Source organism: Vibrio sp. R15-SG3-ISO1B (genome assembly GCF_059833835.1).
In genome coordinates, this window is sequence record NZ_JCBDGG010000053.1 from 1 (window position 1) to 26418 (window position 26418).

20 protein-coding genes and 3 pseudogenes are annotated in these 26418 nt (G+C 48.9%); 13 read left to right on the forward strand and 10 right to left on the reverse strand.

What is annotated here, in order from left to right; genetic code table 11:
- A pseudogene (locus AC6R0S_RS16855) lies at positions 1 to 129 on the forward strand (DUF368 domain-containing protein); the annotation flags it as partial.
- Between the two features lie 61 nt (positions 130 to 190).
- On the opposite strand, the gene AC6R0S_RS16860 reads toward AC6R0S_RS16855, so the two are convergent.
- From AC6R0S_RS16860 to AC6R0S_RS16890, 7 genes and pseudogenes are all read right to left on the reverse strand, one after another.
- The gene (locus AC6R0S_RS16860) at positions 191 to 667 is read right to left on the reverse strand and encodes an Lrp/AsnC family transcriptional regulator (RefSeq protein WP_334552806.1); all 477 of its coding nucleotides are present in this window, start codon (positions 665 to 667) and stop codon (positions 191 to 193) included.
- Between the two features lie 69 nt (positions 668 to 736).
- A complete protein-coding gene (locus AC6R0S_RS16865) occupies positions 737 to 970 on the reverse strand; it encodes a hypothetical protein (protein WP_334552808.1) in 234 nt (77 codons plus the stop codon).
- A gap of 166 nt (positions 971 to 1136) precedes the next feature.
- Positions 1137 to 2624 carry a sodium/proline symporter PutP gene (gene putP, locus AC6R0S_RS16870; protein WP_487902934.1) on the reverse strand — a complete coding sequence of 496 codons (1488 nt, stop codon included), beginning with the start codon at positions 2622 to 2624 and terminating at the stop codon, positions 1137 to 1139.
- A 72-nt stretch (positions 2625 to 2696) separates the two neighbouring features.
- A pseudogene (locus AC6R0S_RS16875) lies at positions 2697 to 3233 on the reverse strand (1-pyrroline-5-carboxylate dehydrogenase); the annotation flags it as partial.
- A 107-nt stretch (positions 3234 to 3340) separates the two neighbouring features.
- Positions 3341 to 3419: pseudogene (locus AC6R0S_RS16880) on the reverse strand (1-pyrroline-5-carboxylate dehydrogenase); the annotation flags it as partial.
- Between the two features lie 2 nt (positions 3420 to 3421).
- Positions 3422 to 6571 (reverse strand): bifunctional proline dehydrogenase/L-glutamate gamma-semialdehyde dehydrogenase PutA, encoded by a 3150-nt coding sequence (gene putA / locus AC6R0S_RS16885; protein ID WP_500638411.1) that lies wholly within the window; start codon positions 6569 to 6571, stop codon positions 3422 to 3424.
- A gap of 218 nt (positions 6572 to 6789) precedes the next feature.
- Positions 6790 to 7605 (reverse strand): helix-turn-helix domain-containing protein, encoded by an 816-nt coding sequence (locus AC6R0S_RS16890; protein ID WP_500626805.1) that lies wholly within the window; start codon positions 7603 to 7605, stop codon positions 6790 to 6792.
- Positions 7606 to 8109: 504 nt separating this feature from the next.
- On the opposite strand from AC6R0S_RS16890, the gene AC6R0S_RS16895 reads away from it, so the two are divergent.
- Positions 8110 to 9213, forward strand: coding sequence for a PEGA domain-containing protein (locus AC6R0S_RS16895; protein ID WP_334552817.1), 1104 nt, complete (start codon positions 8110 to 8112; stop codon positions 9211 to 9213).
- A 132-nt stretch (positions 9214 to 9345) separates the two neighbouring features.
- The gene (locus tag AC6R0S_RS16900) at positions 9346 to 11172 is read left to right on the forward strand and encodes an SUMF1/EgtB/PvdO family nonheme iron enzyme (protein WP_500638412.1); all 1827 of its coding nucleotides are present in this window, start codon (positions 9346 to 9348) and stop codon (positions 11170 to 11172) included.
- 96 nt (positions 11173 to 11268) lie between these two features.
- Here AC6R0S_RS16900 and pdxH read toward each other — a convergent pair whose 3' ends face one another.
- Positions 11269 to 11904 (reverse strand): pyridoxamine 5'-phosphate oxidase, encoded by a 636-nt coding sequence (gene pdxH, locus AC6R0S_RS16905; protein ID WP_500638413.1) that lies wholly within the window; start codon positions 11902 to 11904, stop codon positions 11269 to 11271.
- Between the two features lie 210 nt (positions 11905 to 12114).
- Between pdxH and AC6R0S_RS16910 the strand changes: the two genes are divergently transcribed.
- Genes AC6R0S_RS16910 through AC6R0S_RS16925 form a run of 4 tightly spaced genes read left to right on the forward strand, consistent with a single transcriptional unit; the run spans position 12115 to position 18260 of the window.
- On the forward strand, positions 12115 to 13506 hold the full coding sequence (locus AC6R0S_RS16910; protein WP_500630221.1) for an HlyD family type I secretion periplasmic adaptor subunit: 1392 nt from the start codon (positions 12115 to 12117) through the stop codon (positions 13504 to 13506).
- A 42-nt stretch (positions 13507 to 13548) separates the two neighbouring features.
- On the forward strand, positions 13549 to 14211 hold the full coding sequence (locus AC6R0S_RS16915; protein WP_500638414.1) for a transglutaminase-like cysteine peptidase: 663 nt from the start codon (positions 13549 to 13551) through the stop codon (positions 14209 to 14211).
- A gap of 5 nt (positions 14212 to 14216) precedes the next feature.
- Entirely contained in the window at positions 14217 to 16127 is a 1911-nt protein-coding gene (locus AC6R0S_RS16920) for a bifunctional diguanylate cyclase/phosphodiesterase (RefSeq protein ID WP_487902927.1), read from the forward strand.
- A gap of 15 nt (positions 16128 to 16142) precedes the next feature.
- The gene (locus tag AC6R0S_RS16925) at positions 16143 to 18260 is read left to right on the forward strand and encodes a type I secretion system permease/ATPase (RefSeq protein WP_500628494.1); all 2118 of its coding nucleotides are present in this window, start codon (positions 16143 to 16145) and stop codon (positions 18258 to 18260) included.
- 172 nt (positions 18261 to 18432) lie between these two features.
- On the opposite strand, the gene AC6R0S_RS16930 is transcribed toward AC6R0S_RS16925, so the two are convergent.
- Positions 18433 to 19830 carry a tryptophanase gene (locus AC6R0S_RS16930; RefSeq protein ID WP_500632803.1) on the reverse strand — a complete coding sequence of 466 codons (1398 nt, stop codon included), beginning with the start codon at positions 19828 to 19830 and terminating at the stop codon, positions 18433 to 18435.
- A gap of 520 nt (positions 19831 to 20350) precedes the next feature.
- Between AC6R0S_RS16930 and AC6R0S_RS16935 the strand changes: the two genes are divergently transcribed.
- The 6 genes from AC6R0S_RS16935 to sstT all read left to right on the forward strand — a co-directional run bounded on the left by AC6R0S_RS16935 (position 20351) and on the right by sstT (position 24685).
- Complete coding sequence (locus tag AC6R0S_RS16935) at positions 20351 to 20983, forward strand: DUF2057 family protein (RefSeq protein WP_500630224.1); 633 nt, start codon at positions 20351 to 20353, stop codon at positions 20981 to 20983.
- A 51-nt stretch (positions 20984 to 21034) separates the two neighbouring features.
- Positions 21035 to 21568 carry a GNAT family N-acetyltransferase gene (locus AC6R0S_RS16940; RefSeq protein WP_500630225.1) on the forward strand — a complete coding sequence of 178 codons (534 nt, stop codon included), beginning with the start codon at positions 21035 to 21037 and terminating at the stop codon, positions 21566 to 21568.
- Positions 21569 to 21675: 107 nt separating this feature from the next.
- Entirely contained in the window at positions 21676 to 22137 is a 462-nt protein-coding gene (locus tag AC6R0S_RS16945) for a hypothetical protein (RefSeq protein WP_500630226.1), read from the forward strand.
- Positions 22134 to 22745, forward strand: a complete 612-nt coding sequence (locus AC6R0S_RS16950) for an SCO family protein (protein ID WP_500638415.1) — start codon at positions 22134 to 22136, stop codon at positions 22743 to 22745. The genes AC6R0S_RS16945 and AC6R0S_RS16950 overlap by 4 nt, the downstream gene beginning before the upstream one ends.
- Before the next feature lie 22 nt (positions 22746 to 22767).
- Positions 22768 to 23214 carry a copper chaperone PCu(A)C gene (locus tag AC6R0S_RS16955; protein ID WP_500638416.1) on the forward strand — a complete coding sequence of 149 codons (447 nt, stop codon included), beginning with the start codon at positions 22768 to 22770 and terminating at the stop codon, positions 23212 to 23214.
- A 250-nt stretch (positions 23215 to 23464) separates the two neighbouring features.
- Positions 23465 to 24685, forward strand: a complete 1221-nt coding sequence (sstT, locus tag AC6R0S_RS16960; protein WP_500626198.1) for a serine/threonine transporter SstT — start codon at positions 23465 to 23467, stop codon at positions 24683 to 24685.
- 85 nt (positions 24686 to 24770) lie between these two features.
- On the opposite strand, the gene AC6R0S_RS16965 is transcribed toward sstT, so the two are convergent.
- Entirely contained in the window at positions 24771 to 25994 is a 1224-nt protein-coding gene (locus AC6R0S_RS16965) for a tetratricopeptide repeat protein (RefSeq protein ID WP_500638417.1), read from the reverse strand.
- Between the last annotated feature and the right edge of the window lie 424 nt (positions 25995 to 26418).

Sequence of the window (26418 nt, forward strand, 5' to 3'; positions counted from 1 at the left end):
CTTTCACCGTTTGAATTTGAAGCGTTAACTGCCCAGTCCTCACAGTGGCTGTTGGCGATTGTGCTCATGCTTTGTGCCGTTGGGTTGGTACTAGGATTGGAGAAGCTTTCCGAACGTAATGACGGCTAAGCACAGTACTATCTTAAGGAAAAACGGGCTTAGGGAAAACGGGGGGCTTCAAGCGCCCCGTTTACAATTTCGCGATAAGATCTGGATTGATGCCAAAGCTGGTTTTGTGCTCTTCAATCACCACTTCACTGCGGGTTTGAATCACACCCGGTAATGTCCCCATCTTGCTCGACATGAAACTCTGATAAGCCTTCATGTCTTTCACTCGTACTTTGATCATGGTGTCAAAGTCACCAGACAAGGAGTAACACTCTTCGATTTCCGGAATATCGGCCACAGCTTGGGCAAATTTATCAAAAATAGAGAAACTGGTTTGATCAAGACGAATATGGATGAAAACCTGGACATCTAAGCCCAACTTTTCTGGGTTGAGTTCGGCATGATAGCCTTTGATATAGCCTTCTTTCTCAAGGCGTTTCACACGATCGGAACAAGGAGAGGTAGTGAGATTCACCTGCTTCGCCAATTCAACAATGGGCAATCGACCCTTAATGTTTAAGGCGCGCAGTATTTCTTTGTCTATTCGGTCTAATTCCATTGCGTCTCCAGTCTCGCTTTGATTCCCATCGAGCTGGATTATACAACGAACATAAATAAAGTCTGAGTCTTACGCCGCTTTTGCGTGGTCGAAATCTCGGTTCGAAGGGACATGGGTCGCTTGGGTGTTGCAGACGCGACAGAAGCTTTGTTGCTCCATTTTCACGTAGTGTGCGCCTTTAAAAAGAGTAGAGAAAAAACACGCCAAACTTTTTACGACGGAATCATGGTTTTCATCACATCGTTTCATCACCGCTTTGTGCGCTGTTACCTTATCGCAGCAATGGCAGTACATTTGTGGCATTGTCCTCTCTCCTTTTCTATGCGTTCCATTTAATCGACATAGTTTTAATGACAGAGTTCCGAGTTCTCAAACTTTAGTTTAAAAAATGTGAGCTGTGTACAAATAATAGACTGGAAAATGTCTAAAGCCCTGCGGACAGGGCTTTAGACACTAGAGTGGTGATTGATTAATCAAGGGTTTGCAGCTGTTTCTCATAGTCAGCAAATTGTGCTTTTACTGACTCTTCAGGCTCTGCGCTCAATAGACTCACCATCACGATCGATAGGGTAGAGAACACAATTCCTGGAACGATTTCATACACATCGAACCAACCGCCAGACAATTGCTTCCAAACCACGATTGTCACACCGCCAACAATGATACCCGCCAACGCGCCATTGCGATTCATGCGCGACCAGTACAAGCTCAATACTAGTGCAGGGCCAAATGCAGCGCCAAAGCCTGCCCATGCGTAAGAGACCAAACCGAGTACAGAGCTGTCGGGTGTCATCGCCAGTACGAGGGCGACAATCGAAATACCGACAACCGCAACGCGTCCAACCATCACAATCTCTTCAGAGCTGGCATCTTTCTTAAACACTTGTTTGTAGAAATCCTCCGCTAGCGCCGATGAAGACACAAGTAACTGAGAGTCCGCTGTACTCATGATCGCCGCAAGAATCGCGGCCAGTAGGATACCGGCAATCACTGGGTGGAATATGGCGTTAACCAACAACATGAAGATGGTTTCGCCATCATCCACATTTCCACCGGTATTGGTCACGTAAATAAGCCCGACCATCCCCACCAAAAGCGCGCCAGCCATAGATAAGCCAGTCCAGATCACCGCGATACGGCGTGCCGTCGTCAGGTCTTTGTTGCTGCGAGATGCTTTAAAACGCGCCAAAATGTGTGGCTGACCAAAGTAGCCCAAGCCCCATGCCACAAGCGAAATGATCGCGATAGCAGAGAGTGGCTCGCCTTTGGAGTCATTCCACAGTGTCAGGAGTTCCGGGTTGATGCTATTGAGCTGAGCAGCAACATCAGAGAACCCACCCTCCATAGCCACAACGGGAACGATCATTAACGCAGCCGCCATCAACAGGCCCTGAACCAGATCCGTCCAAGAGACCGCTAGGAAGCCACCAAATAATGTGTAAGAGACCACACACACCGTACCGATGATCACCGCCATGGTGTAATCCAAACCAAACACGGTTTCAAACAGTTTTCCGCCCGCGACCAAGCCAGAGCTGGTATAGAAAAGGAAGAACAGCAGAATGAAAAATGCGGAAATCACCTGAATCAATTTCGAGTTGTCATTGAAACGACGTGACAAGAACTCAGGTAGCGTTAGAGAATCGGTTGTAATCGAGTAGGTGCGTAGGCGTTTGGCGTTGATTAGCCAGTTGAGCCATGTCCCGACAAGAAGACCACCTGCCAACCAAAATGCTTCAATACCGGCTGCGTAGGCATAGCCTGGCAAACCCAGCAGCAACCAGCCACTCATGTCGGATGCCCCAGCCGATAGCGCCGCCGGCCAAGGGCCAAGCGAGCGACCGCCCAAAAAGTAATCCGACGAATTTTTCGTTCGCTGATACGCAATCACGCCAATCGCCAGCATCATGATCAGATAGGCGATGAACGTTGTTGTAATAGCAAAGCTATTTTCCATCTATATTGTCCTCTTTTAGAATTCGCTTTCCCTAAACATCCTCTTTCTTAGAAGAGGATGTCGCATTTAGGTTTAGTGACTTTCGCTACCGAGCTCGAGCAAGGTAGCGTTACCACCAACAGCAGTTATGTTTATCGTTCTAGTACGCTCGGTAATAAACCTCAGCGCCAAATGCGGATCCTGCGCCACAGGCAGCGCGGATAGATCCGTCTCTGAAACCAAACTGACAATCGCGCCAGAACGTTTCGCAAGTTGTCGGTTGAGGCGAACGAGCGCCTGCGTTTGACCGACATAACCGATACAGCGTATATCGGATTCCAATAGCTGCGGGTGCGCCTCTAAGGGGGCGACCTGCAGCACATGAGTAGGCAGTGATGAGTACGTGCTGGCGTCTTCCAACGCGGTGCACAGTGTGTCGTCATCGCTGCATAAGATGACGCTATTGCCCGCGAGCAACGCCGTCGTCAGTTGCGCAAGCACAGACCACTTCGCTTGCGCAGATTTTTCTTCCTGAATAAGAACCGTCACACCGCGACCTGCAGTGTAGAGCTCGTTAGTCTCTCCGGTTGGGCCAGACAACTCATGGCAATCCGCCAACAGTGATGTCGCACGCGCAAGTTGAAAACGCATGACGTTCAGCCCAGCGTTCCAATCTCTATCTTCGCTGCGGCTTGTTACCTTGCCCATCGCGTCAATCAGTGAGGAAACATCCTTCTTCTTAGAGGCAAAATCGGTCAGATTCCAATTCTCAAACGCAGAGAGAGCATCGGTATAACGTGTCACTTGATGAATCATGATTATTCTCCTGCCCCTGATGATTGAACGGTCTGCGTGTAGTGTGGCTCGGTAAAACGATACAAGTAGTGTGGGCCCCCGGCTTTAGGGCCAGTGCCCGATAAACCTTGGCCGCCAAATGGTTGCACACCAACGACTGCGCCAACTTGGTCGCGGTTGATGTAGCAGTTCCCCACCCGAGCGTGCTTTTCGATCCAGCGGTAGGTCGTTTCGTTGCGGCTGTGAATGCCCATCGTCAAACCAAAACCGGTCTGGTTTATTTTCTCTACCACTTGCACTAGCTCACGGGCTTTAAAGCGCACGATGTGCAAAATTGGGCCGAACTGTTCTTCGCTGAGCGCATCAATGGAGTCAATCTCAAACGCAGTCGGAGCGACAAAATCACCATGCTGATGGGTCTCATCCAACGTCAACTGGGCGACAAGCGTTTGTGTCCGCGTCATGGTATCAATGTGTTGATTGAGTTTCGCTTTGGCTTTGCCATCGATCACCGGTCCCACATCCGTTGAATGCAGATAAGGCGCCGCAACGCACAGCTCTTGCATCGCGCCTTGAATCAGATTGACGATGCGATCGGCAATGTCTTCTTGGACATACAAAACTCGCAGCGCACTGCAACGTTGCCCCGCAGAGGCAAACGCCGAGCGAATCACATCGCGCACCACCTGCTCAGGCAAGGCGGTACTGTCAACAATCATCGCGTTCTGTCCACCGGTCTCCGCAATAAACGGTACCGGGTCAACATCGCGCTCCGCCAACGTTTGATTGATGCGTTGCGCCGTCGCAGTCGAGCCCGTAAAGGCAACACCGGCAATCGCTTCATGGGATGTCAACGCGTGACCGATATCGCTGCCAAGCCCAGGCACAAGTTGGATAACACCTGCTGGGAAACCGGCTTTAAGCATCAACTCAACGGCACGCGCCGCAATTAAACTGGTTTGTTCAGCCGGTTTGGCGACGACGGTATTTCCGGCAACAAGCGCAGCGGTAACCTGACCAAGGAAAATCGCCAACGGGAAGTTCCAAGGGCTGATGCACACAAAGACACCTCGGCCCACTCGCTCTACCGTTTGAGGCTCACCACTTAGTGATGTAGTGGTCATTGGCGCTAGCTCATGAACTTGCTTGGCGTAGTAGCGACAGAAATCGACCGCCTCGCGGACTTCATCAATACTATCATGAATAGTCTTACCCGCTTCTTGATGACACAGCGCCACCAGTTCAGCCATGTGGGTTTCTAACAGATCCGCCAACGTCTCCAAGGATTGTGCTCGCTCACTTGCAGGAGTGGCGCGCCATGATGAAACATGCTGCGCCGCAACATCAATCGCTTCGGAAACATGATCAAGGTTGACATACAGTACATTACCGACTTCGATGCGACGATCATAAGGGGCAGTGACTGGTACAGACTGGCCACTTTTCTTGATCATGCTTTCGCTTGGCACTCGACCATTGATAATCGGCCCTGCAAACCATTGGTGAGCTAAGAATTGCTCAACTTGCTGCTCAAAACCCTGCGCTTCACTTTCAATGTCAATATTGATCCCAAACGAGTTTTTGCGCTCCGGGAAAATCGCGGGCGGCAGAGGAATGCTCTTGTTATCGAAGCTGTCAAAAGCGAGCAGCATATCGACCGGGTGTTGTGTCAAAGAGTCAATCGGGCATCGCGCATCGACCAAACGGTGGACAAAAGAGCTGTTGGCGCCATTTTCCAACAAGCGTCTAACCAAATACGGTAACAAGTCTTTGTGACTGCCCACAGGTGCGTAAATGCGCACTGATTGTTGGTAGCTCGCCATCGCGTGGTGATACAGAGCATCTCCCATGCCATGCAAACGCTGAAACTCAAATTCTTTGTGCGGCGCCATCACTGCAATGGCACTGACTGTCTGCGCGTTATGGCTGGCAAACTGAGGGAAAAGTCGACCACGCACCGCGTCACTGAGCAAAAATCGCGCGCACGCAAGATACGCCACATCGGTCGCTTCTTTGCGTGTGTAGACCGGATAGTTGTTATAGCCCGCCTGCTGAGACCACTTGATCTCGCTATCCCAATAGGCGCCTTTGACCAAACGCACCGGAATCATTGCTCCGACTTGTGCCGATAAGCCCGTTAACCACACCAACACAGGCAACGCACGTTTGGAGTATGCTTGAACCACAAGACCAAACTTGCCCCAACCTTTCACCAGATCCGTGCGGTAGATTTTCTCGAACAGTTTCAGTGACAGCTCAAGTCTATCGGCCTCTTCGGCATCAATAGTGATCGCCACATCAAGTTCAACAGCGCGTGACAGAAGCTGCATCACAGTGTCATACAGCTCGCTAAGCACGCGCTCTTCGTTCGCCACTTCATAGCGTGGATGAAGCGCGGAGAGCTTGATAGAAACCGATGGCGCTGGGCTGGTCTTCAATCCGTAGTGATCGCTGCCAACGGCTTCGATCGCCATCAAGTAATCTTTGAAATATTTGTGTGCGTCACTGGTCGTCAGTGCCGCTTCGCCGAGCATATCGTATGAATAGGTGTAACCTTTGTCGCGCATGCTGCGGCCATTCTTCTGCGCCTCAGCGATGGTGCGTCCCAAAACAAACTGGTGCCCCATCACCTTCATCGCCTGATGCATCGCCTTGCGAATCACAGGCTCAGAAAGCTTATTGACCAATCGATTTACCGCACTGACTGGGCTTTGCGCTTGTGGCTCAGACAACCCAACGACTTTACCTGTGAGCATTAAGCCCCAAGTTGACGCGTTGACAAAAACAGAATCTGAGTGTTTTAAGTGAGATTTCCAATCGGCGACACTGAGTTTATCGCGGATGAGCGCATCGGCGGTGGCCGCATCTGGGATGCGCATTAACGCCTCTGCCAGACACATCAATAAGATCCCTTCTTGGGTATCTAGACTGTATTCAAGCAGCAGCGCATCAATCATTTGAATGGCTTTTTTGTCTGCGCGAATCGCTTTAATAAGCTGCGTTGTTCTTTCTAGTGTGGCTTGTTTTTCGACTTCTGTTGGCGTGGCCAATGGAAGTAATTGTTCTAACCATTGCGACTCGTCCACCATGTAAAGTGGCGAGATCAACGACCAAAGTTTGTCTAGCGGTTGCTGAACAAACTCGGCGTTTAACACATCCGTTGCTGTAAACATGCGTTTTCCTCAATCTCACACCCGACGTCTGTCGGAAACGGCTCAAAGCGGAGAATGCTTTGAATTTGTTGATCACAATGGCAAGCAGTGTATTTTGAGCTTGAGTGGAATACTTGTCAAAAACTCCGAGCTTTTTGCTGAATTCTACGTTTTTTAACAAAACAAAAACAGAATCACACTCAAATCAGCAAAACAAAGTGTCGGAACTGTTTTCTTTTTTAACCGAATTGTTTCTTGTATTGCGATGGAGAGAGGCCTTGCAGCCGGGTAAAGGTGTGAGTGAAGGTGCTTTGACCAGAGAAGCCAGTGAGCTCCGCAACTTGACCAAGAGAAAGCTGACCTTGTTGAATCAGTTGCTTGGCCATATCGATACGTTTACCTAGCACATACTGATGTGGGGTGATCCCCATTTGTTCTTTAAAGAGGTTATGAAACTGGCTTTCACCAAGAAACACGCTACCCGCTAACTGAGCCACGGAGATCTTCTGACTGAGATGCCGGTCGATATAGCGGTCAATAGACTCAAGATCAAAGCGTGACTCCTTGCGAATCGTCTCAAAGGCAGACATGTGTCTTTGCAATAAAGCCACCACCGTATCGTTGCAGGCGCGGCTAAGCAACAAATCATCAGGGCTCGATTGCATTTCACACACTAGCATCTGAATCAACTTTTGAATTTGGCTATCGAGTTGGAAATAGGTGTCTTTTTGACTCAGATCGTTGATTTTATTGAGCATCAAAGGGTCGTCTGACGTCGGCATTGGCATGTTAAGGACCAAGATATCCGAGTGTTCTACCACGCCACCAAACGCATGATCAGACCCTGAGGTGACGACGCAACCCTGCCCTGGCCCCACGTAGTTCCCATAGCCATTAACCTCAAACTCCGCCTTACCTTTCAGACCAATAACGACTTGCGTATAACTGTGGTCATGGCAGGTCATATAAGAAGGCAGGGTGATCAACTCCGCCGGCCTAGGCGACAAAACTTTGGCAGGTTGAGTGTCTTGGGATTGAGATTTTGCTCTATTCATCAGCTAATTCTTGCGCCTATCCGGTGATCTCGATCATGGTATAACAAAGTTTGACGAACACGAAATCCACCGAGCCCGTCGCTCATTGATCATACAAATGGTGAAAATATCATCAACACTCTGGTCATTACTGACAAGAATAAAAGGTCATTTCTTTACCGGAAGAATGATCAAGCGCACATAAATTACGGCTCATGTCACTTCTATCCCTTTTCTTATTTCGATATCGGGATTCTTTGCTTGCATATTTCATATATCTGCCCAAAATGAGCAATGCACGGATAAGTTTTTTATAAATGAATGATAAACTTGGACATTGAGTATTACTCACCGTGCATAAATGGAAGAAAGATACCTCTGTAAGACAGCTGAGCCAAGGACTGTCAAAAGTTTGTCTTTTTACCCATACCGCTTTGAACGACGAGGTGCAAACACTTTCTCATTCGTTCATCGTTTTCGGTATATTACATTGGTGAATTAAACGTTAAATTGTTGCAGGGACTTATGATCACACGTCGCATCCCAGCGCTTTTGCTTGCGCTAAGCCCACTTTGGGTATCGACTTCGACTTTTGCGGAAGAGAGTACTCAGGTAGACCCTGTTTCCGCTATCGACAGTAAATTAAACAATAAAGAATCAGAGCAAGATGCTATGGCAGCGGAGTACAAATCCGAAGCCGAACGCCTTCAGCAACTTCAGAATGAAAAAAGTAAGCTTGAGCGTGAAGAGCAAGAACTGAACGCGAAGCGTAACCGCGCCAAATCAGCATTGGACAAACAATACAATCGCTTGTTGGACGATCCTGATATCGACCTAGTCTCTTTCCAAAAAGAGTACCAAGACGCTTGGGCTCAAGTGAAAGACAACCAGTCGGCTTCGCTCGAAAATCAACAAGCCATCGCTGAAAGCGAAATGCGTCTCTCCCAGATCAAGCAGAAGCAAGCGCGCATCAGTTCCGAGCTTTCTTACCTGGCTGAGCAGAAAGTGGAAGCACGCGTGAAACGACTGGAAGCCGAGCTTCGTCAAAGCGATGTATTGGAAACCAACTACAAAACCACCTGCGCAGCCACAATGACACTGGGTGAATGTACCAATCAAGGTCATTACCTCACCAAACAAAAAGCGGTGAAAACCTTTAAGGCGAAACTACTCGACAACCTGACTGAGTCCAATATCGCTAAGCGCAATGAAAAAGACGTGCAACTTAACGTCCACGTTCAAGAAAGCCAAATCATTCGTTCTGGCTTTGAAGGCACAGGCAGCTACTACACACAAATGCAAGCACAGCTTCAAGCCAAACCCGAAGCGACTGCGGCATGTAAACTGCTCGGCGTTTCAACTCGCTACTGTCTTCGTGGTGAACAAGCGGTTCAATCCGACAAGCAGCAAAAAGAGAAGAACTGGGTCAACGTCACCGTTCGTTCAGACCAATATAACGACGCTGTGGTGATCAACGGTATCGACTACGGCAGCACACCGGTAGAAGTAGTCTTACCTCGTGGTCAACATCAAGTCACCGTCACCAAAGATGGCTTTGAAACATACAACCGCGTGATCACGGTGAATACCAATGACACGGTTTGGGTGAAGTTGCGTCCCAACGGATAAACATGCACCCAATTCACAAAGATGAGCGAAAGCGCCATTTTGACCCTAAGTTATTAAAAGATAACTTAAGACAAAATGGCGTTTTCGTTTAGAATGGTCCAATTAGTTAATTTTTGATGTAGAAGAATGACAATGCGATTAGGTTTATCGACCCTTTTGCTGGCACTTTCACCTTGTGTTGTTGCTTCTTATGCGATGGCTGAAGAGGCGCCCACCTCGCTGATCCAAATTGATGATCAGTTGTTCACTAAGCACTCTGAACTCAGCGATGCAAAGAAAGCGCTCGATGAGCAAAATACGCAAGTAACGAATCAGCAAGCCGAGTTAACCCGTTTATCTCAACAAGCCAAAACCTTGGATGAGGCATTCAATAAAGCCAAAGAGACGCTTGAACGTGATTATCAACGCATGATTGATGATCCCGCGATTGACATCGCCACCTCTCAGCAGCGCTACCAAAGTGCGTGGGCAGACGTCAAACAGAACCAAAAGTCACGACTCGACGCCGAACAAAAGCTTGAAGAGTTGAAACAAGAGCAATTGGTGAGACAAGCAGCGGTGGATGCGCTACAGCAAACCATCCTTGGATTAGACAGTGACAAATTACGTGCTCGTGCCGATCGCCTAAAAGCGGAACTCAAAGTCCCAGCGAAACTCCCCATCAGTTTCACCAATCGTTGTCAGGCCGAATTGACGTTGGCGCAATGTGATACACAAACGCGCGAACTTGCCTTACAGAAAGCAGTCAAACAGTTTCGCGCTTCTATCGCAGAGCAAACCTCTGAAGCTAACGTGGTTCAGCGCAATCTCAATGCGGTCGCATTGAATATTCATGTGCTGCGACACAGTGTGTCAGAATCCGGCTTTTACGATGGTGTGCGCTATCGAACCATCATGGATGTGGAGCTCGAAGCTCGGCCTGCTGAAGCCGCCGCCTGTTCACTGCTCAACATCGATAAGCAATACTGCTTTGCACCGGGTACTCAGTTTGATGACACCGCCAACGTCGAACAAGAAGTGGCTTGGGTGACGCTGTCAGTTCGCTCGAACTTGTTTAACGACAAGGTCACCATCGACGGTGTTCACTACGGCAGTACGCCACTGGAAGTGATGCTTCCCGTCGGTTCACATCAGGTTACCGTAACGAAAGAAGGCTACCGTACATTTAACCAAACGCTCAGCGTCAACAAAGACCAAACCTTGCGCGCGACGCTAAATGAAATTGAAAACCCACTCAAAGCAGGCGACAAGTTCGCAGATGGCTTGCCCGGAGGCACTCGAGCGCCAGAAATGATCACCATTTTTCCGGGACGTTACTTCATTGGTGAACACGCGTCTTATCAAGCGCACCTTGATCATGCTTTCGGGATTGGCGCCACACCTGTTACCGTGACTCAGTTCTCTTCTTTTGTGGAGCAGACCAACTATCAAACCGATGCTGAATTGCAAAATACCTGCACCGCCATCGTCAATGGTGAAGTCACCCCAGTTGCCAACAGCTACTGGCGTAACCCAGGGTTCAAGCAATACGCGAACTCACCTGTAGTGTGTGTCAGCCAGAATGATGCCAATGCATACGCCCGCTGGTTAACTAAGCAAACTGGCGCTCTGTACCGCTTGCCAACCGAAGAAGAGTGGGAAGTGGCCGCGAGAGCAGGCAGTCAAGATCGTTACTGGTGGGGAGATAAGTTTGTTCCCGGTCAAGCGAATACCGGCTGGAGTGGCACCCCTTGGGCAAACAAGAGCACGTCACCAGTCAGCGCCTTTAAGCCTAACCCACTCGGTTTGTATGACGCTGTGGGCAACGTATGGCAGTGGACAAACAGCGCTCGTCACATCGCTAAGGGTGGCGCTTGGAACTTTGCTCCGGATATGTCCGCCGCTCATCAGCAGCTTTATTTGTCCGACTCTACCGCCACCAACTATGTCGGCTTTCGAGTGGTACGAGACATTAACTAACGCTGAAGCCAAGTCTGTTGAGCTCGAGTAGCAATAAAAAATGCCACAATTGTGGCATTTTTTGTGTCTCTTACACTGAATGTTTTGTGTAGACGGCTACGGCGCTAAACGATCCACCAGCCAATTGTCTTGCTGTTTCGAAAACAAGAAACGATCATGCAGACGATGCTCACCTCCCTGCCAAAATTCGATACTCTCTGGACGAATGCGATAACCACCCCAGAAGCTGGGCACCGGAATCTCACCCTTTTCGAACTTCTTCTTTAGCTCTAGGTATTTGCCTTCTAAGATGCCGCGTGCCGAAATACGGCTACTCTGCTTACTGGCAATGGCCGCAATTTGACTCTCTTTGGGTCTTGAAGAGAAGTATTTCATGTTCTCCACAACACTCAACTTCTCCGCCACGCCAGTAATGTGCACTTGGCGCTCGAGTGGATGCCAAGGAAAGTGGAGGCTGACTTTCGCATTGCCCTCAATGTGCTGAGCTTTGCGACTGCCTAAATTGGTGTAAAAGACAAACCCTTGTTGGTCGACATGCTTAAGCAACACAATGCGTTGAAAAGGTTGGCCAGTGGTATCCACTGTCGCGACGGTCATGGCGGTAGGATCGGTAAGCTTGGCGTCTACCGCTTGCTTTAACCACAGATCAAATTGCTCAATCGGGTCCGCAGACAAATCTTTACGGCGTAGACCGCCTTTAGTGTACTCACGACGAATGTCTTCCAGTTCCATCTTTTCTCCTCATTGACCGCGACGATAAATTTTTGCTGATTGTGCGCCCATAAATCGTATAACTCAAGTGAAACACCCGATGAAGGAACTAAACTCAATGGCAAGGACTCAAAAAACATATAAAGCACGACATTCTATAAGCATTTTCTTAACATTTTGCTGGTTGAGTAATAAAATCAATTAAATAACCAAGATTGAAAAGGATAGCGAATGAGTAAGAGCGGTTACAACAAGCTCACTCCGGATGAGTTGGATTACGTCGATGATAAAACCGCGGCCCTCCTACTCAACACCCCGAGCAGCGCACGTATTATGCTCTGGGTCATGGTGCTGTTTTTTATTTTGGCCGGTGTGTGGGCCTCTTGGGCACAGATCGATCAAGTGACCGTAGGTCAAGGCAAAGTCGTTCCCTCTTCTCAAGTCCAAATCGTGCAAAACCTTGAAGGCGGCTTGGTGAAAGAAATCCTCGTTCGAGAGGGACAAATTGTCCAAAAAGGCCAACAACTGCTACTCATCGATGACACCCGTTTTCGCTCTGACTTTCGCGAGCGAGAGCAGCAAGTCGCCAACCTGACCGCCAGTGTTCTGCAGCTCTCTGCATCCATTACCAGTGTTGAAGTGAATGAAGAGTTCGACGACAGCAACTGGCAAAGTAACGTTCAACTCGACTTCAGTAAGCTCGCCTTCCCTCCGATTCTGGAAGAGCGTCAGCCTCAACTCGTCGCTCGTCAACGGGCTGAATACCGTCAGGATCTCAATAATCTGCGCAACCAAATTTCTGTCATCGATCAGCAGGTTAAGCAGAAGCAGCAAGACTTAGTGGAAATACAAGCGCGTGTAAGAAACCTGCGAGACAGCTATGACTTTGCACGCAAAGAGCTCGAAATCACCGAACCACTTGCAGAAGAAGGCGTAGTACCTCGCATTGAGCTGCTCAAACTGCAACGCCAGGTAAACGATACGCGCAGAGAGTTGACCTCAAGTGAACTGAAAGTACCTGTTCTACGTTCATCCATTCGCGAGTCGATGTTGGCACGCATAGACGCGGCGCAGAAATTTCGCTCCGAGCAACAAGAAAAACTCAATGAGGCGCAAGACCGACTCTCCTCTTTGACCGAGTCGACCGTTGGCCTCGAAGACCGAGTCAATCGCACCATTGTCACGTCGCCCGTTACTGGTACCGTCAAAACGCTCAATATCAACACCGTCGGTGGCGTAATCCAACCCGGCATGGACATCGTTGAAATAGTACCGAGTGAAGATACCTTGTTGGTCGAGGCCAAAATTGCGCCACAAGACATCGCTTTCCTCAGGCCAGACCTCAACGCGATTGTGAAATTTTCTGCTTATGATTTTACCAAGTACGGCGGATTAGAAGGCTCTCTTGAGCACATCAGCGCGGATACCACCACCGACGAAGAAGGCAATAGCTTCTATTTGGTGCGTGTGCGGACCAGTGAAACGTCATTAAACAAAGATGAGTCACTGCCGATCATCCCTGGGATGACAGCGTCGGTCGATATCATTACCGGTAAGCGTACCGTGCTGGAATATCTGCTCAAACCGATCATGAGCGCAAAAAGTAACGCACTAAAGGAATAGTGAATGCACAACTCTAACGCACACAAAAGCGGCCTGTAATCGATGAAGTATTGTTGGGCCATAGTACTTATGCTCATAAGCTCCGCCACGTCGTTTGCTCTGAATACATCAGAGCAACGTTGGGTGTCGGCTGTGCATAAAGTCTATGGCCCAAGAGCTGCTAAGCGCGTAGAAACCTGGCGCAACGAAATCTCACAATATCAATCACTACCGGAGACAGAGCAGCTTGAGAAAGTGAACAACTTTTTTAATCAGCTTCATTTCGTTAACGATGACAGACTGTGGGGCAAAGCCGACTATTGGGCGACGCCGCTCGAATTTTTAGGCGCGAACGCCGGGGATTGCGAAGATTTCACCATTGCCAAATATTTTTCACTGCTAGAACTTGGCGTCTCAGACAGAAAATTGAGGCTAGTGTATGTTAAAGCCATCGAACTGAATCAATTTCACATGGTTCTCGCCTACTATTCATCACCCAGTGCGGAACCTTTACTTCTCGACAACATTAACCCGCAGATTCGCCGCGCTTCCACCCGCCGCGATCTACTACCGATCTACAGTTTCAATGGTAAAAACCTCTGGTTAATGAAGTCGAAAAACGGACAGTTAGCAGGAAAATCGTCCCGACTTAGCTTATGGAACGATCTCCGTGCGCGAGAAAAATCGCTCAAACTCAATAAACCAATAGTCAATTATGATGAGTAGGCAATATGACGTTATATAAACAACTTGTCGCGGGAATGATTGCGGTCTTTTTGATGTTAATGATCTCGGTCTTTATCATTGAATTCAACACCACGCGAAACAACTTAGAGCAGCAACAGCGCTCAGAAGTGAATAACACCATCAACACGGTCGGCTTGGCTTTGGCTCCTTATTTGGAGAATAAGGACCAAGTCGCGGTGGAATCCGTTATCAATGCGCTGTTTGATGGCAGTAGCTACTCTATCGTTCGTCTGATTTTCCTCGATACTGGCGATGAGATATTACGCGCCTACCCAATCAAACCAAACAACGTTCCAACTTGGTTTACCGATCTTAAGCTGTTTGACACCATTCACGATCGACGTGTCGTGACCAGTGGCTGGATGCAGTTGGCGGAAGTCGAAATTGTCAGCCACCCTGGGGATGCCTACACCCAGCTATGGCTTGCCTTCGAACGTTTGGTTTATGCGTTCTGCTTTATCTTCCTCATTGGCTTGTTTGCGATCTCTTTCATCTTGCGCCGCGCATTAAAACCGCTCCAGCTCATCGTCACCAAAATGGAGCAAGTGGCGAAGAATCAATTCGGCGAACCTCTTCCCCGCCCTGCGACCAAAGATCTCATCTACGTGGTCGATGGCATCAACAGCATGTCTGCTCAAGTAGAGAAATCGTTTAAAGCGCAAGCTCAAGAAGCACAACAATTGAGACAACGTGCCTACATCGATCCCGTGTCTCAATTAGGCAACCGCGCTTACTACATGAGCCAATTAAACGCATGGTTGACCGAAGGCGGAATGGGTGGCGTTGCTATTTTAGAGGCGAGCTTTATCCGTGAACTGTATGAGGAAAAAGGCTATGAAGCGGGTGATGGCATGGTCAGAGAGCTGGCCGATCACCTAAAAGTCTCTATCTCCTCGCCGGAAGCGACATTGGCGCGCATCTCGTCTGAAGAGTTCGGTTTTATCCTTCCGAACATTGATGACAGTGAACTCAAACTGATGGCGGACAGCATCATTACCTTTGTGCAAGATGTCAGTGCCGATCCTACCGGCATGGCCACCGCTAATGTGTCACTGGGTGTGGTGTACAGCAAAACATCGCGCGGTACGTCTGAAATCCTCACCATGCTCGATAACGCGTTGGCAGCGGCCAAAGCAAACCCAGATTCCAATTATGGCTATGTGACCGGTGAAAACACTGAAAATCTCATGGGCAAACAGCAATGGAAAAACTTGGTGGAAGAGGCGATCAGCAACGATTGGTTCTCCTTTAGGTTCCAAGCCGCGAACGACTCCTGGGGACAGACATACCACCGCGAGGTGTTCTCTGCGATTGAGAAAGGCGATGAGCGTTATACCGCCAACCAATACCTGTTTGCGCTCGAGCAATTGGGCGCAAGCCACATCTTTGATGAGTACGTCATTCAATCGGTGGTGGATAAGCTAAGCCGCGGCGAATTCAAAGAACCCGTTGCCATCAATATGTCGCAAAGCAGTATTTCCCAACCAAGCTTCATTCGCTGGATATCTCAATATTTAGCCAAGCACAGCAAAGTCGCCCCTCTGCTCCACTTTGAGATTCCAGAAAACTGCTTTATCAATGCACCGCACCACACTGCGCTATTTTGTAATGCCATTCGTACGGCTGGCGCCGACTTTGGTGTCGATAATTACGGCCGGAATTTCCAATCGCTCGATTACATCAACGAGTTCCGTCCTGCGTACGTGAAACTGGATTATCTCTACACTCACCACCTTGATGATGAAAAGCAGAAGTTCACATTGACGTCTATCTCGCGCACTGCGCATAATTTGGGTATCAAGACCATCGCCTCGCGCGTGGAAACACAAACGCAGCTTGATTTCCTATCTGAACACTTTATTGAAGTCTTCCAGGGCTTCATCGTAGATAAATAACGACAAAGGGTTAGCATGCAGGATCCGCTATTAAATTCGCTTATCTACGTCAGTCGCTACTATGGTTTAGCGAACTCTCCAGAGGCACTCATCAATGGGCTGCCTCTTGCTGACGGGAAGCTCACACCTTTCCTATTTCCGCGCTCAGCTGAACGGGCTGGTCTAGTCGCGAAAGAAAACCGCTCAAAGCTGAGCGACATTCCTCAATTGGTATTGCCCGTTGTGTTGCTGCTCAAAAGCGGTGACGCGTGCGTTCTCAACAGCATCAATGACGAAGGCAGCGAAGCGGAAATTGTTACGGGTGAATCTGGCCTTGTACCGATTTCCATCAGCATGGATGAACTCGAAGCGCTCTACATTGGCCGCTACTTCTTGGTCAAAAAGCAATTCCGTTACGATGAGCGCTCACCCGAAGTGCTCAATACCAAAAAGGGGCACTGGTTCTGGAGCACCATTTGGCAATCGAAACGCATTTATCGAGATGTGTTAATTGCGTCTATTCTCATTAACCTGTTCGCCGTTGCTGCGCCAATGTTTACCCGCTTGGTGTACGACAAAGTGGTCCCCAACTTGGCGTTTGAAACCTTGTGGGTGTTGGCGAGCGGTATCTTTGTCATCTTCTTGTTTGATTTGGTGCTCAAACTACTAAGAAGTTACTTCATTGATGTAGCAGGTAAAAAGTCGGACATTCTCATCTCCTCCAAACTCTTTAGCAAAGTGATGGGGATCCGAATGGAGTCTCGCCCCCCTTCCGTGGGTGCATTTGCTCGCCACTTACAAGAGTTTGAATCGATTCGTGAGTTCTTCACCTCGGCAACCATAGGCTCGTTGATTGACTTGCCTTTTGCGCTGCTGTTTTTGCTTCTGATTTGGCTAATGGCTGGTAATTTGGTGCTGGTACCGATTGTCGGGGTGGTGATCCTGGTCATCTACTCACTGCTCATTCAAGGGCCTTTGCGTCATACCATCGAAGAGGGTTCAAGACTCGCATCGCAAAAATACGCGAACTTGATTGAGAGTTTGGCTGGGCTGGAAACCGTGAAATTGTTTGGCGCCCAAAGCCAATTTCAGTTCCGCTGGGAAGAAGCCGTTGCCCACATGGCCAACTGGAACATCAAAAGTCGCCGAATTACCGATGGCATTCAAAACACAGCGGGATTTGTTCAGCAAGCGTCGAACGTTGGGATGATCATTCTTGGCGTTTATTTGATCTCTGAAGGTGAATTGACCATGGGTGGTCTGATTGCTGCCACCATGTTGAGCGGTCGAGCAATTGGCCCTATGGTGCAGCTGTCACTGCTCTCGACTCGATACAACCAAGCCAAATCCTCAATGACCATCATTGAGCAAGTCATGTCGATGCCTGACGAACAAGAAGAGGGTAAACGCTACATTCACCGCCCAATCGTACACGGTAAGATTGAGCTTGATAAAGTCACCTTTCACTACCCTGACTCACCCATCGCGTCTATTCGAGATCTCAGTTTAGTTATCAACCCAGGAGAAAAAGTGGCGATCATAGGTCGAATTGGCTCAGGCAAGACCACACTTGAGCGCTTGATCATGGGCTTGTACAAACCCACTGAAGGACACGTGCGTATCGACGATACGGACATAGACCAAATGCACCACATCGACGTAAGACGCAACATTGGCTGTGTGCCGCAAGACAGTCAGCTATTCTACGGCTCGATTCGCGATAATATTACGCTTGGCAAACCGCTAGCCGACGATCGCGATGTGATGGATGCGGCTAACCGCGCTGGCGTGACCGTGTTTACCCAACAAGACCCTGCTGGGCTAGAAAGGCAAGTGGGTGAAGGAGGAATGCTGTTATCAGGCGGTCAAAGACAATCCGTCGCCATCGCGCGAGCCTTACTTGGCCGCCCACCCGTTTTGCTGATGGATGAACCCACCAGCGCAATGGACAATCGCTCTGAGATGCATATCAAGCAGCAGCTCTCTCAATTGAAATCGAGCGAGACGCTGATCCTTATCACGCATAAAACCTCAATGCTTGATGTCGTCGATAGAGTCATCGTGATGGAAAAAGGCAGTATTATCGCTGACGGCCCTAAAGCTGAGGTACTCAACAGCTTGAAACAAGGTAAAGTGCGCGCGGTCAATCACTAACCCACGCTCTGATAAAGCAACGCGCCACTCGGTGTTAAACCGTTTGGCGCGTTGTTGTTTATGTGAATAGTGACCTAGGTGAACAGTTACCTAGGTGAATACTTACCTAGGCAAATAGTTATCTAAGTGACCAGCTCTATACACGAAAGGCTATTTAACCAAATAGACTCCATTACTTAGAGCGAAAACGCGCCGTAAAGTGACGCAGCACTGGCGGCTCGTAATCGAACGTCAATCCTTTGAGTTCATGTGCGCGCTCTTTCAAGGCAATAATCGCATCGGCAATATAATCCATGTGATCATTGGTGTAGACGCGGCGCGGAATGGTCAAACGCATCAACTCCAAATCAGAGGCTTTTTGCTCCCCCGTTTGAGGATCTCGACCAAGCAACAAAGAGCCAATCTCAACCGCGCGAATACCCGCTTCTAAATAGAGCGCATTACAGAGCACTTGGGCAGGAAACTCATCCGCTGGAATGTGAGGCAAGATTTTCGCCGCATCGACAAACACCGCATGGCCGCCCGTTGGCGTTTGGATTGGAATACCGCCTTCTTGCAAACGTTCACCAAGATACTCAACCTGAGAGATGCGGTAGTGAAGGAAATCTTCGTCAGCCCCTTCATAGAGACCACGTGCGAGCGCTTCCATGTCACGGCCCGCCATACCACCATAGGTGACAAACCCTTCCATCGGCACACATCGGGTGCGCACTGCTTGGAATAACTCTTCATGATCTCGAATGCAGCATAAACCACCAATGTTCACCATTGGGTCTTTTTTCGCCGACATGGTCAACATGTCCCCGTACTGGTACATCTCACGGATGATCTCAAGTATCGACTTATCTTGATAGCCGGGCTCACGTTGCTTAATAAAGTAGGCGTTTTCACAGTAACGCGCGGAATCGATTACCACTGGAATGTCATTTTTCGAAGCAATCTCGTACACCGCGCGCATGTTGGCCATGGAAACAGGTTGCCCACCCGAGCTGTTACACGTCACCGTCGTGATGATCGCACAGATATTGTTGGCACCATGAGCCTCTATGGTGGTTTGCAGTTTATCGAGGTCAAAGTTGCCTTTCCAGTCATACGGCGTGGTAGTATCAAACGCACGATCATCGACAACGTTAATCGCTTTGCCGCCGTTTAGCTCGATATGACCTGCGGTCGTATCAAAATGGTAGTTGGAGATAAAGACAGGCTCAGTACCACCGCGTACCACTTTCATTCTTTCAATCAACGCGGGGAAGAGGATCTGCTCAGCACCTCTACCTTGGTGTGCGGGAACCGTAAGTTTATAGCCAAAAAAATGCTCTACTGCCGCGCAAAGGTTGTAGTAGTTGCGGCTGCCCGCATAAGACTCATCCCCCAGCATCAAGCCTGCCCATTGGTTGTCACTCATCGCTCCGGTACCGGAGTCGGTGAGCAAGTCGATGTACACATCGTCACTTCTAAGCAAAAACGGGTTAAGTCCAGCCTCATTGAGCGCTTCAACTCGGTCTTGGTAGGTGGTCATTTTAATCGGTTCCACCATCTTAATACGGAACGGTTCTGGAATGCGTTTCATCTTTTGATCCTTTGATTGATCGCCAGCACTCGCGATACGCAAGCGTGCCAGAGCAGCATGCATATGCGGCATCACGCAGTGACGATCTTAAAATGTATTTAACGGTTGTGTTTCTCGCAGCGCATGGCGCTGACAAAGGGGATCAAAGTGATGAGGATTCTTTGCTGAGCAGGGAAAGGCAGTAGTCCAAGTTGTACCACGACGACAACACGAGTTTGCTGTCTAATGCTGATTGTCGCACGAAAAAGTCGACCAGCATGCTGCTTGTCATAGCGTTATCCTCCGGTTGAATTGAACATTCCTACACTATAGCGAAAACCTTTTTGAGATTACCGTGAAGTACGCCGCACAATAAACCATACAGAATCTGGTCTAATCGGTGTGCGACCTTTACGCCAATGAAGATTGTGTTAAATTTTCAAACTTCTCACATAAGGTTATTGAAATCGACGCCCGATACGCGCGATGATGCATGAGTTAAGTGCCTGTTTCATAGGCTACTCTGTAATTAGGGAATACCATGAAAAATCAATTTTGCCTTTTCGCTGCGACCGCATTGATCAGTAGCGCAGCCTTTGCCGATGTCACCCTTTCCATTCCTGATACCATTAATGTATTAGTGGTCAATGACGCTAGCCCTAAACTAGAAGGCGGGTTTTTCTCTGCGTCGAAAACCCTGACCCTACCAGATGGTGAGAACCAAATTTTGTTCCAGTACCAACCCTATTTTGACCAAGGTAATGATCGCGTCATTTTAGAAAGCGATCCGCTCGTTGGCACCTTCAACGCTTCAAACACTAAGCTAGAATTTGCTCTGCCTAAATACCGCAATGAAAACCAGGCGCGCAAGCAAATCAGTCATGTCGAGTGGTCACTTGTAGATGAGAGTGGCAACATGCTGGAGACCAAACAAGATAAATTGGTCAAAGATGGCTTTCAACTTGGGCGCAACCACCAAATCGAACTGGCCGAGTACAACCGCCAAGGTGGTGTCGCAGCACTCTCTACCGTCGCTGCTACGGCTGCAGTTGCCACGCCAGCCCCTACCACACAAGTTGACAGCAATACGGCCGAAGAAATGCTCCATTTTTGGTACAACAAAGCTGACGCAGAAACTCAAGCTCGTTTCAAAGCGCACATCAACAACCAATAATCACCCACGCGCTCAAACGAGCGCGTTATTTCTTTGCAAAGGAGTGCAAGCATGTTTCGTTATGAGGTTGATGACGAAGTCTCATTAGCACTGGTTCATGAGTCGTTCGCGGCCCACTATGCTCAGTTGGTCACAGAGCAACTGCCCTACCTAACACAATGGCTAGCTTGGCCTGCCCATTGCCAAACAGAGCAAGATTTTCGCCTGTTCATTCAACGCTCCTTACATGATTACGCCGATGGCAAATCCATGACCTGCGCCATCCTCTACAATAGCGATATTATTGGTAACTGCAGTTTCAATAGCATCAACCATGACACGAAATGCGTTGAAGTGGGCTACTGGGTAAGCCAACACCATCAAGGTAAGGGGATTGCCACGCGAGTGGTTCAAGCGCTGACGCACATCGCCTTTGACCAATACCAGATGGAAAAAGTCCAACTGAGCGCTGCGGTCGACAATCACGCGAGCCGCGCCGTCGCCACACGTTGCGGTATGACCCTTGAGGGAATCTTAAGCCATCAGGAAAATATTGATGGCCGCTTATTAAGCCACGCTATCTACGGTTTGCTTAAAAAGCCTTGATTTTGCGCACAAATCCTTGCCAGCCATACAGCGTTCACGTTGAGCTGTGGTAACATCCCGCCACTCTTGTTTGTCGATGTGACAATTTTTATGTGAGAGGCGGTTCGATGACATCAAGCTTTTCGATACACGGGAAAGGCCGTTGGCAGTGCCTACTGATCCTCGTAGCGCTCATGGGCGGTTACTTTGCCAGTGACATTTATCATTGGTTGAGCACAGCCCGCCACCAACACACTTCCATTGACTTAAGTGAGTACTGCGCCCTCACCACGTCTTCGTGTCAATTGGGCAAGGTCTCGATTCACGCGGATAAAGACACCAGTAAGCCTCTGCTGCCGACTACCGTCTCTGTCGCCTGGCCAGACAACGATGCTCAATCGCTGGTTCTGTCACTCCAGGGCGTTGAAATGGAGATGGGTTCGCCAAAGTTTTTGCTTACGCGGACAGGGGATGGCCAATATCAAGGCGAACTGCTACTCCCAGTCTGTACGGCAGACGCCATGACTTGGTATGGCACCGTCTCTGACGGTCATACCGACCATAAACTCTCAGTAAGGATGGAAAGATGAGTCGAAATTGGTCCCTGATTTTAGTCGTCGCCTTTGCGCTGGGATTTGGCCTTAAAAGCTATCTCGATCACCAATCGCATGTCACCCCAACCAATGATAGCCGTGACGCGTCCATATTGTATGGTGAGCAAGGCCAACCCGTTGATATTTTTGACTCGTCCGACCCACGCATCCGTGTGGTTTACTTTGGGTTCACTCGCTGCCCTGATGTCTGCCCCACTTCACTGGCCATGTTGGCTGGCGCTCTAAACCAAGTGGGGGAAGAGGTTCAACACCAATTTAGACCCATGTTTATCTCTTTAGATCCCGAGCGAGATGCCGCTGCCGATGCACATCGCTACGCGCAGTATTTTCATCCGTCAATAGAAGGGCTCTCGGCGCCTCTTGAGATCACCACCCCGCTCGCCCATCGCTATGGCGTAATATTTAGAAAAACCGAACTGGAAAACTCTGAGCTAGGTTACACACTCGATCACAGCTCCTACTTCTACTTTTTAGCGCCGAATGGGACACTGTTGACCAAAGTCCCACACACTCTAACGCCCGCGCCTATTGTTGAGGCGCTGAACACTGTGACCATACAGCCCCAGCAGGCTGATAAAAAATAATTGGTTGAGAAAGGATTGCCTGATGAAACTGCCTACACTTCTACTGTCTTCGCTGCTGATGAGCGCTTCAGCCATGGCGAATACCGATGTCATGACGCACCATGCCTACGCTCGTGCCACGCCGCCCGCAGCGGTAACCAGCGCCGTGTTTGTTACCCTAATGAACAAAGGTGATGAGGAGCGAATCATCACCTCGGCCTCCACTAGTGCGGCAGGCAAAGTGGAGCTCCATGATGTGATCAAAGAGGGCGATGTGATGAAAATGCGCCAGATTGAGCGCATCACCGTACCCGCCCACGAGCAAGTGGAACTGAAACCGGGTAGCCTACATATTATGCTGTTTGATTTAACGGCGCCTTTGGTCGAGGGTGAAGAGATTGAAGTGACCATTGAATACCTAGATGGCGAGGCACAAACCTTTACCGCTCCTGTGAAAAAGGTGATGAGCGGGATGAAGCACCACCACTAACGTCTATGCCGAATGCGGCCAATGAAGACAACACTAAGGGAGCGTATGCTCCCTTTTTCTTATCATTCTTTTATTGTAAACAACACCATTTGGGTAACATATAATTTACAACTTTGATAAAAATCCAATTGTTTCATCTATGTTTCAATTAATTCTAGACACATTATTTCAACACGCTAGTATATCGGCTTCAGCTAGGAATAGCTGGAATAACTATAACCTCAGATAATTATTCATTGCAGGGATACATATGCAACACAACTCTATTTTTGCCCGCTTTGCGCGCGGAAATCTGGTGCTACAGATCCTAGCCGGTATCATCCTTGGTGTTGGACTGGCTACCGTGTCTCCGGAGTCTGCTCAAAGTGTCGGGTTACTTGGAAGCCTATTTGTCGGCGCACTAAAAGCCGTCGCGCCTATCTTGGTTTTCATTTTGGTGGCTGCGTCTATCGCAAACCAAAAGAAAAACCAACACACTTACATGCGTCCTATCGTGGTTTTGTACCTATTTGGTACATTAACCGCCGCCCTAACGGCCGTCGTACTGAGCTTTTTGTTCCCTACCACCTTGACACTAGTATCGGGTGCAGAAGGCGCTACACCACCGCAAGGCATTGGTGAAGTATTAAATACGCTGCTGTTTAAGTTGGTCGACAACCCAGTCAATGCGCTAATGAGTGCAAACTACATCGGTATCCTAGCTTGGGCTGTCGGTCTTGGTTTGGCTCTGCATCATGCTTCAGGTACGACGAAAGCCGTGTTTGAAGATCTTAGCCATGGCGTATCGCAAATCGTTCGTTTCATTATCCGTCTTGCTCCTTTTGGTATTTTCGGTCTCGTATCTTCAACACTGGCAACCACAGGTTTTGAAGCGCTGGCTGGTTATGCACACCTTCTGGCGGTATTACTTGGTTCGATGGCAATCATCGCATTGGTGGTCAACCCACTGATTGTTTTAGTAAAGACTGGTCAAAACCCATACCCGCTGGTATTCCAATGTCTGCGTGAAAGTGGCGTTACCGCCTTCTTTACCCGTTCAAGTGCAGCCAATATCCCGGTCAACATGGCGTTGTGTGAAAAGCTGGATTTAGATGAAGACACCTACTCCGTGTCCATCCCACTCGGGGCCACCATCAACATGGCAGGTGCAGCTATTACCATCACAACCCTGACGTTGGCGGCGGTTCATACCCTGGGCATTGAAGTTGATCTAATGACAGCCTTGCTTCTAAGCATTGTGGCATCCATTTCTGCCTGCGGCGCGTCGGGCGTGGCCGGTGGTTCATTGCTGCTGATTCCTTTAGCGTGTGGCCTCTTTGGTATTCCAAACGAAGTGGCGATGCAGGTCGTCGCGGTCGGCTTTATCATTGGTGTTGTGCAAGATTCCGCAGAAACCGCGCTAAACAGTTCAACCGACGTTGTGTTTACTGCAGCCGTTTGCAAATCGAAACACAATCAAGAGAACGCATAGTCACACATGCATAAACGACAAAGGCTCCCAGTCCAACTGGGAGCCTTTTTTTATTGTTGCACATTCAATCATTCGTCGGTTCGGTTCAATCACCGGATGATTTAGATGTCGGTGCAAAATGTGACTGACTAAAGTCTAGATAATCGCTCGTTGTACGCTCCTCACCTTGATCTTGCGTCTCACCTTGCCGAGAAGGATCTGGCTGGCGCGTCTCTGCTTGCGACTCTGGTAACGCAGAATCGCCTTCACTTTGCAGCGCTTCTTTGCTCAGTAGCTCTTCTTTATTCAAGACCGATAGATCCTGCTCTAATAACGGGATTTTGCGTTTATAGAGCTTGTTCAACGCACGAATAATCGAATGCTTGCTGACTTTCTTTTCTCGGATCTTCTTTAACATTGGCTTAGATAAGGCTTGCAAGCCCACGACAGTATCCACACCAATATTCAGTGCCACTTGATCGCGTAGCAATCTGGCTTGCTCGTAGCCGAGTTGCGCCGCTAGAAACAGCCAAATATAAGCGATAGAGTTGCCATTGGGGCGGTAATCCATCCAAGCTTCACCGGCACGGTACATCGCTTCAAGGTAACCCTTTTCCGCCGCTCTTTCGAGCCAGTAACACCCTTTTTCGTGGCTGACAGGAACACCACGTCCGTAGATATAATTCAGACCTAACTTCATTCGACCTTCATTGCTTTTCAGCGCCGCAGCGCGACGAAAATAGTCCGTCGATTTTGTTGGATTAGTCTGTGGGTTATTCGGTGCAATATACCAGTCGCCAAGAAAGTTAATCGCATCAACAAAGTTTTGCTTGGCGGCGCTTTCTATCGTCTCTAGCGCTTTCACAATGTCTTTCTCGACACCTCGTCCGTGGAACAGCGCCACTCCCATCTCAAAGCGATGAGGAAGACTCCCCTCATGGGCGGCAATGCACGTTTGCCAATACTTGGCTTGCTCCTTCAAGATCACATCTTGTTTCATGCGATTGCTGATACGCACCACGCCATACATCCCGGTCACATTGTCCTGTTTGGCCGCTTTGGTATACCAATACAAGGCTTCTTGAATGTTATGGCGCTCCGCTTCTTTCGCTAAATACAGAATCGTCGGGACATGGCCAGACTCAGCTTTGTACAAGCGTTCTTCTTTTTCCTGCTTACGATTCTTCTCGATGGCTTTTCGTAGCGCCATATCGCGCGCTTTACGCTCATTCTCTAAACGCTTTTTACGCAGTGAGAGTGCCAGCATCCAAAGAAACAGGCACAGTAACAATAATCCGGTCGCGCCAATCGCGATACCCACTATATTCATGATGGTCTTAGTTTCAGTTCTGTTGCGGCTTATATCGGCGATAAGCCCACTTTCTTAAGGCTTCCATCATACCATTCATTCCCAACACAGCGATGATTATTGGCGACGATAGCGAGACCCTTTGGGTAAAAACATAAAATTCTCTCACAATACACAGCAAATTTGGTATTGAAAAAGGCGGCGCTGAAGAATCTTCTGTGGGGGTAGGAGCATTAATCAGCAGCGCCGCGTATCGAGGGCTCGGGTTAATTCTCGATGAGAAAAAGAAGCGCCATGATCGCGGTGCGCTCGAGCGAAGAGTGGGTGATCATTAAACGCTGAGAATAATATTCGATGATGGGGTGAGTCATTGGGTTCATTCATGCCTCCTTAGTACAGCGTCAGTGTGCGACTTAATAAGGAAAGAAAAAAGAGTCTAAATTTT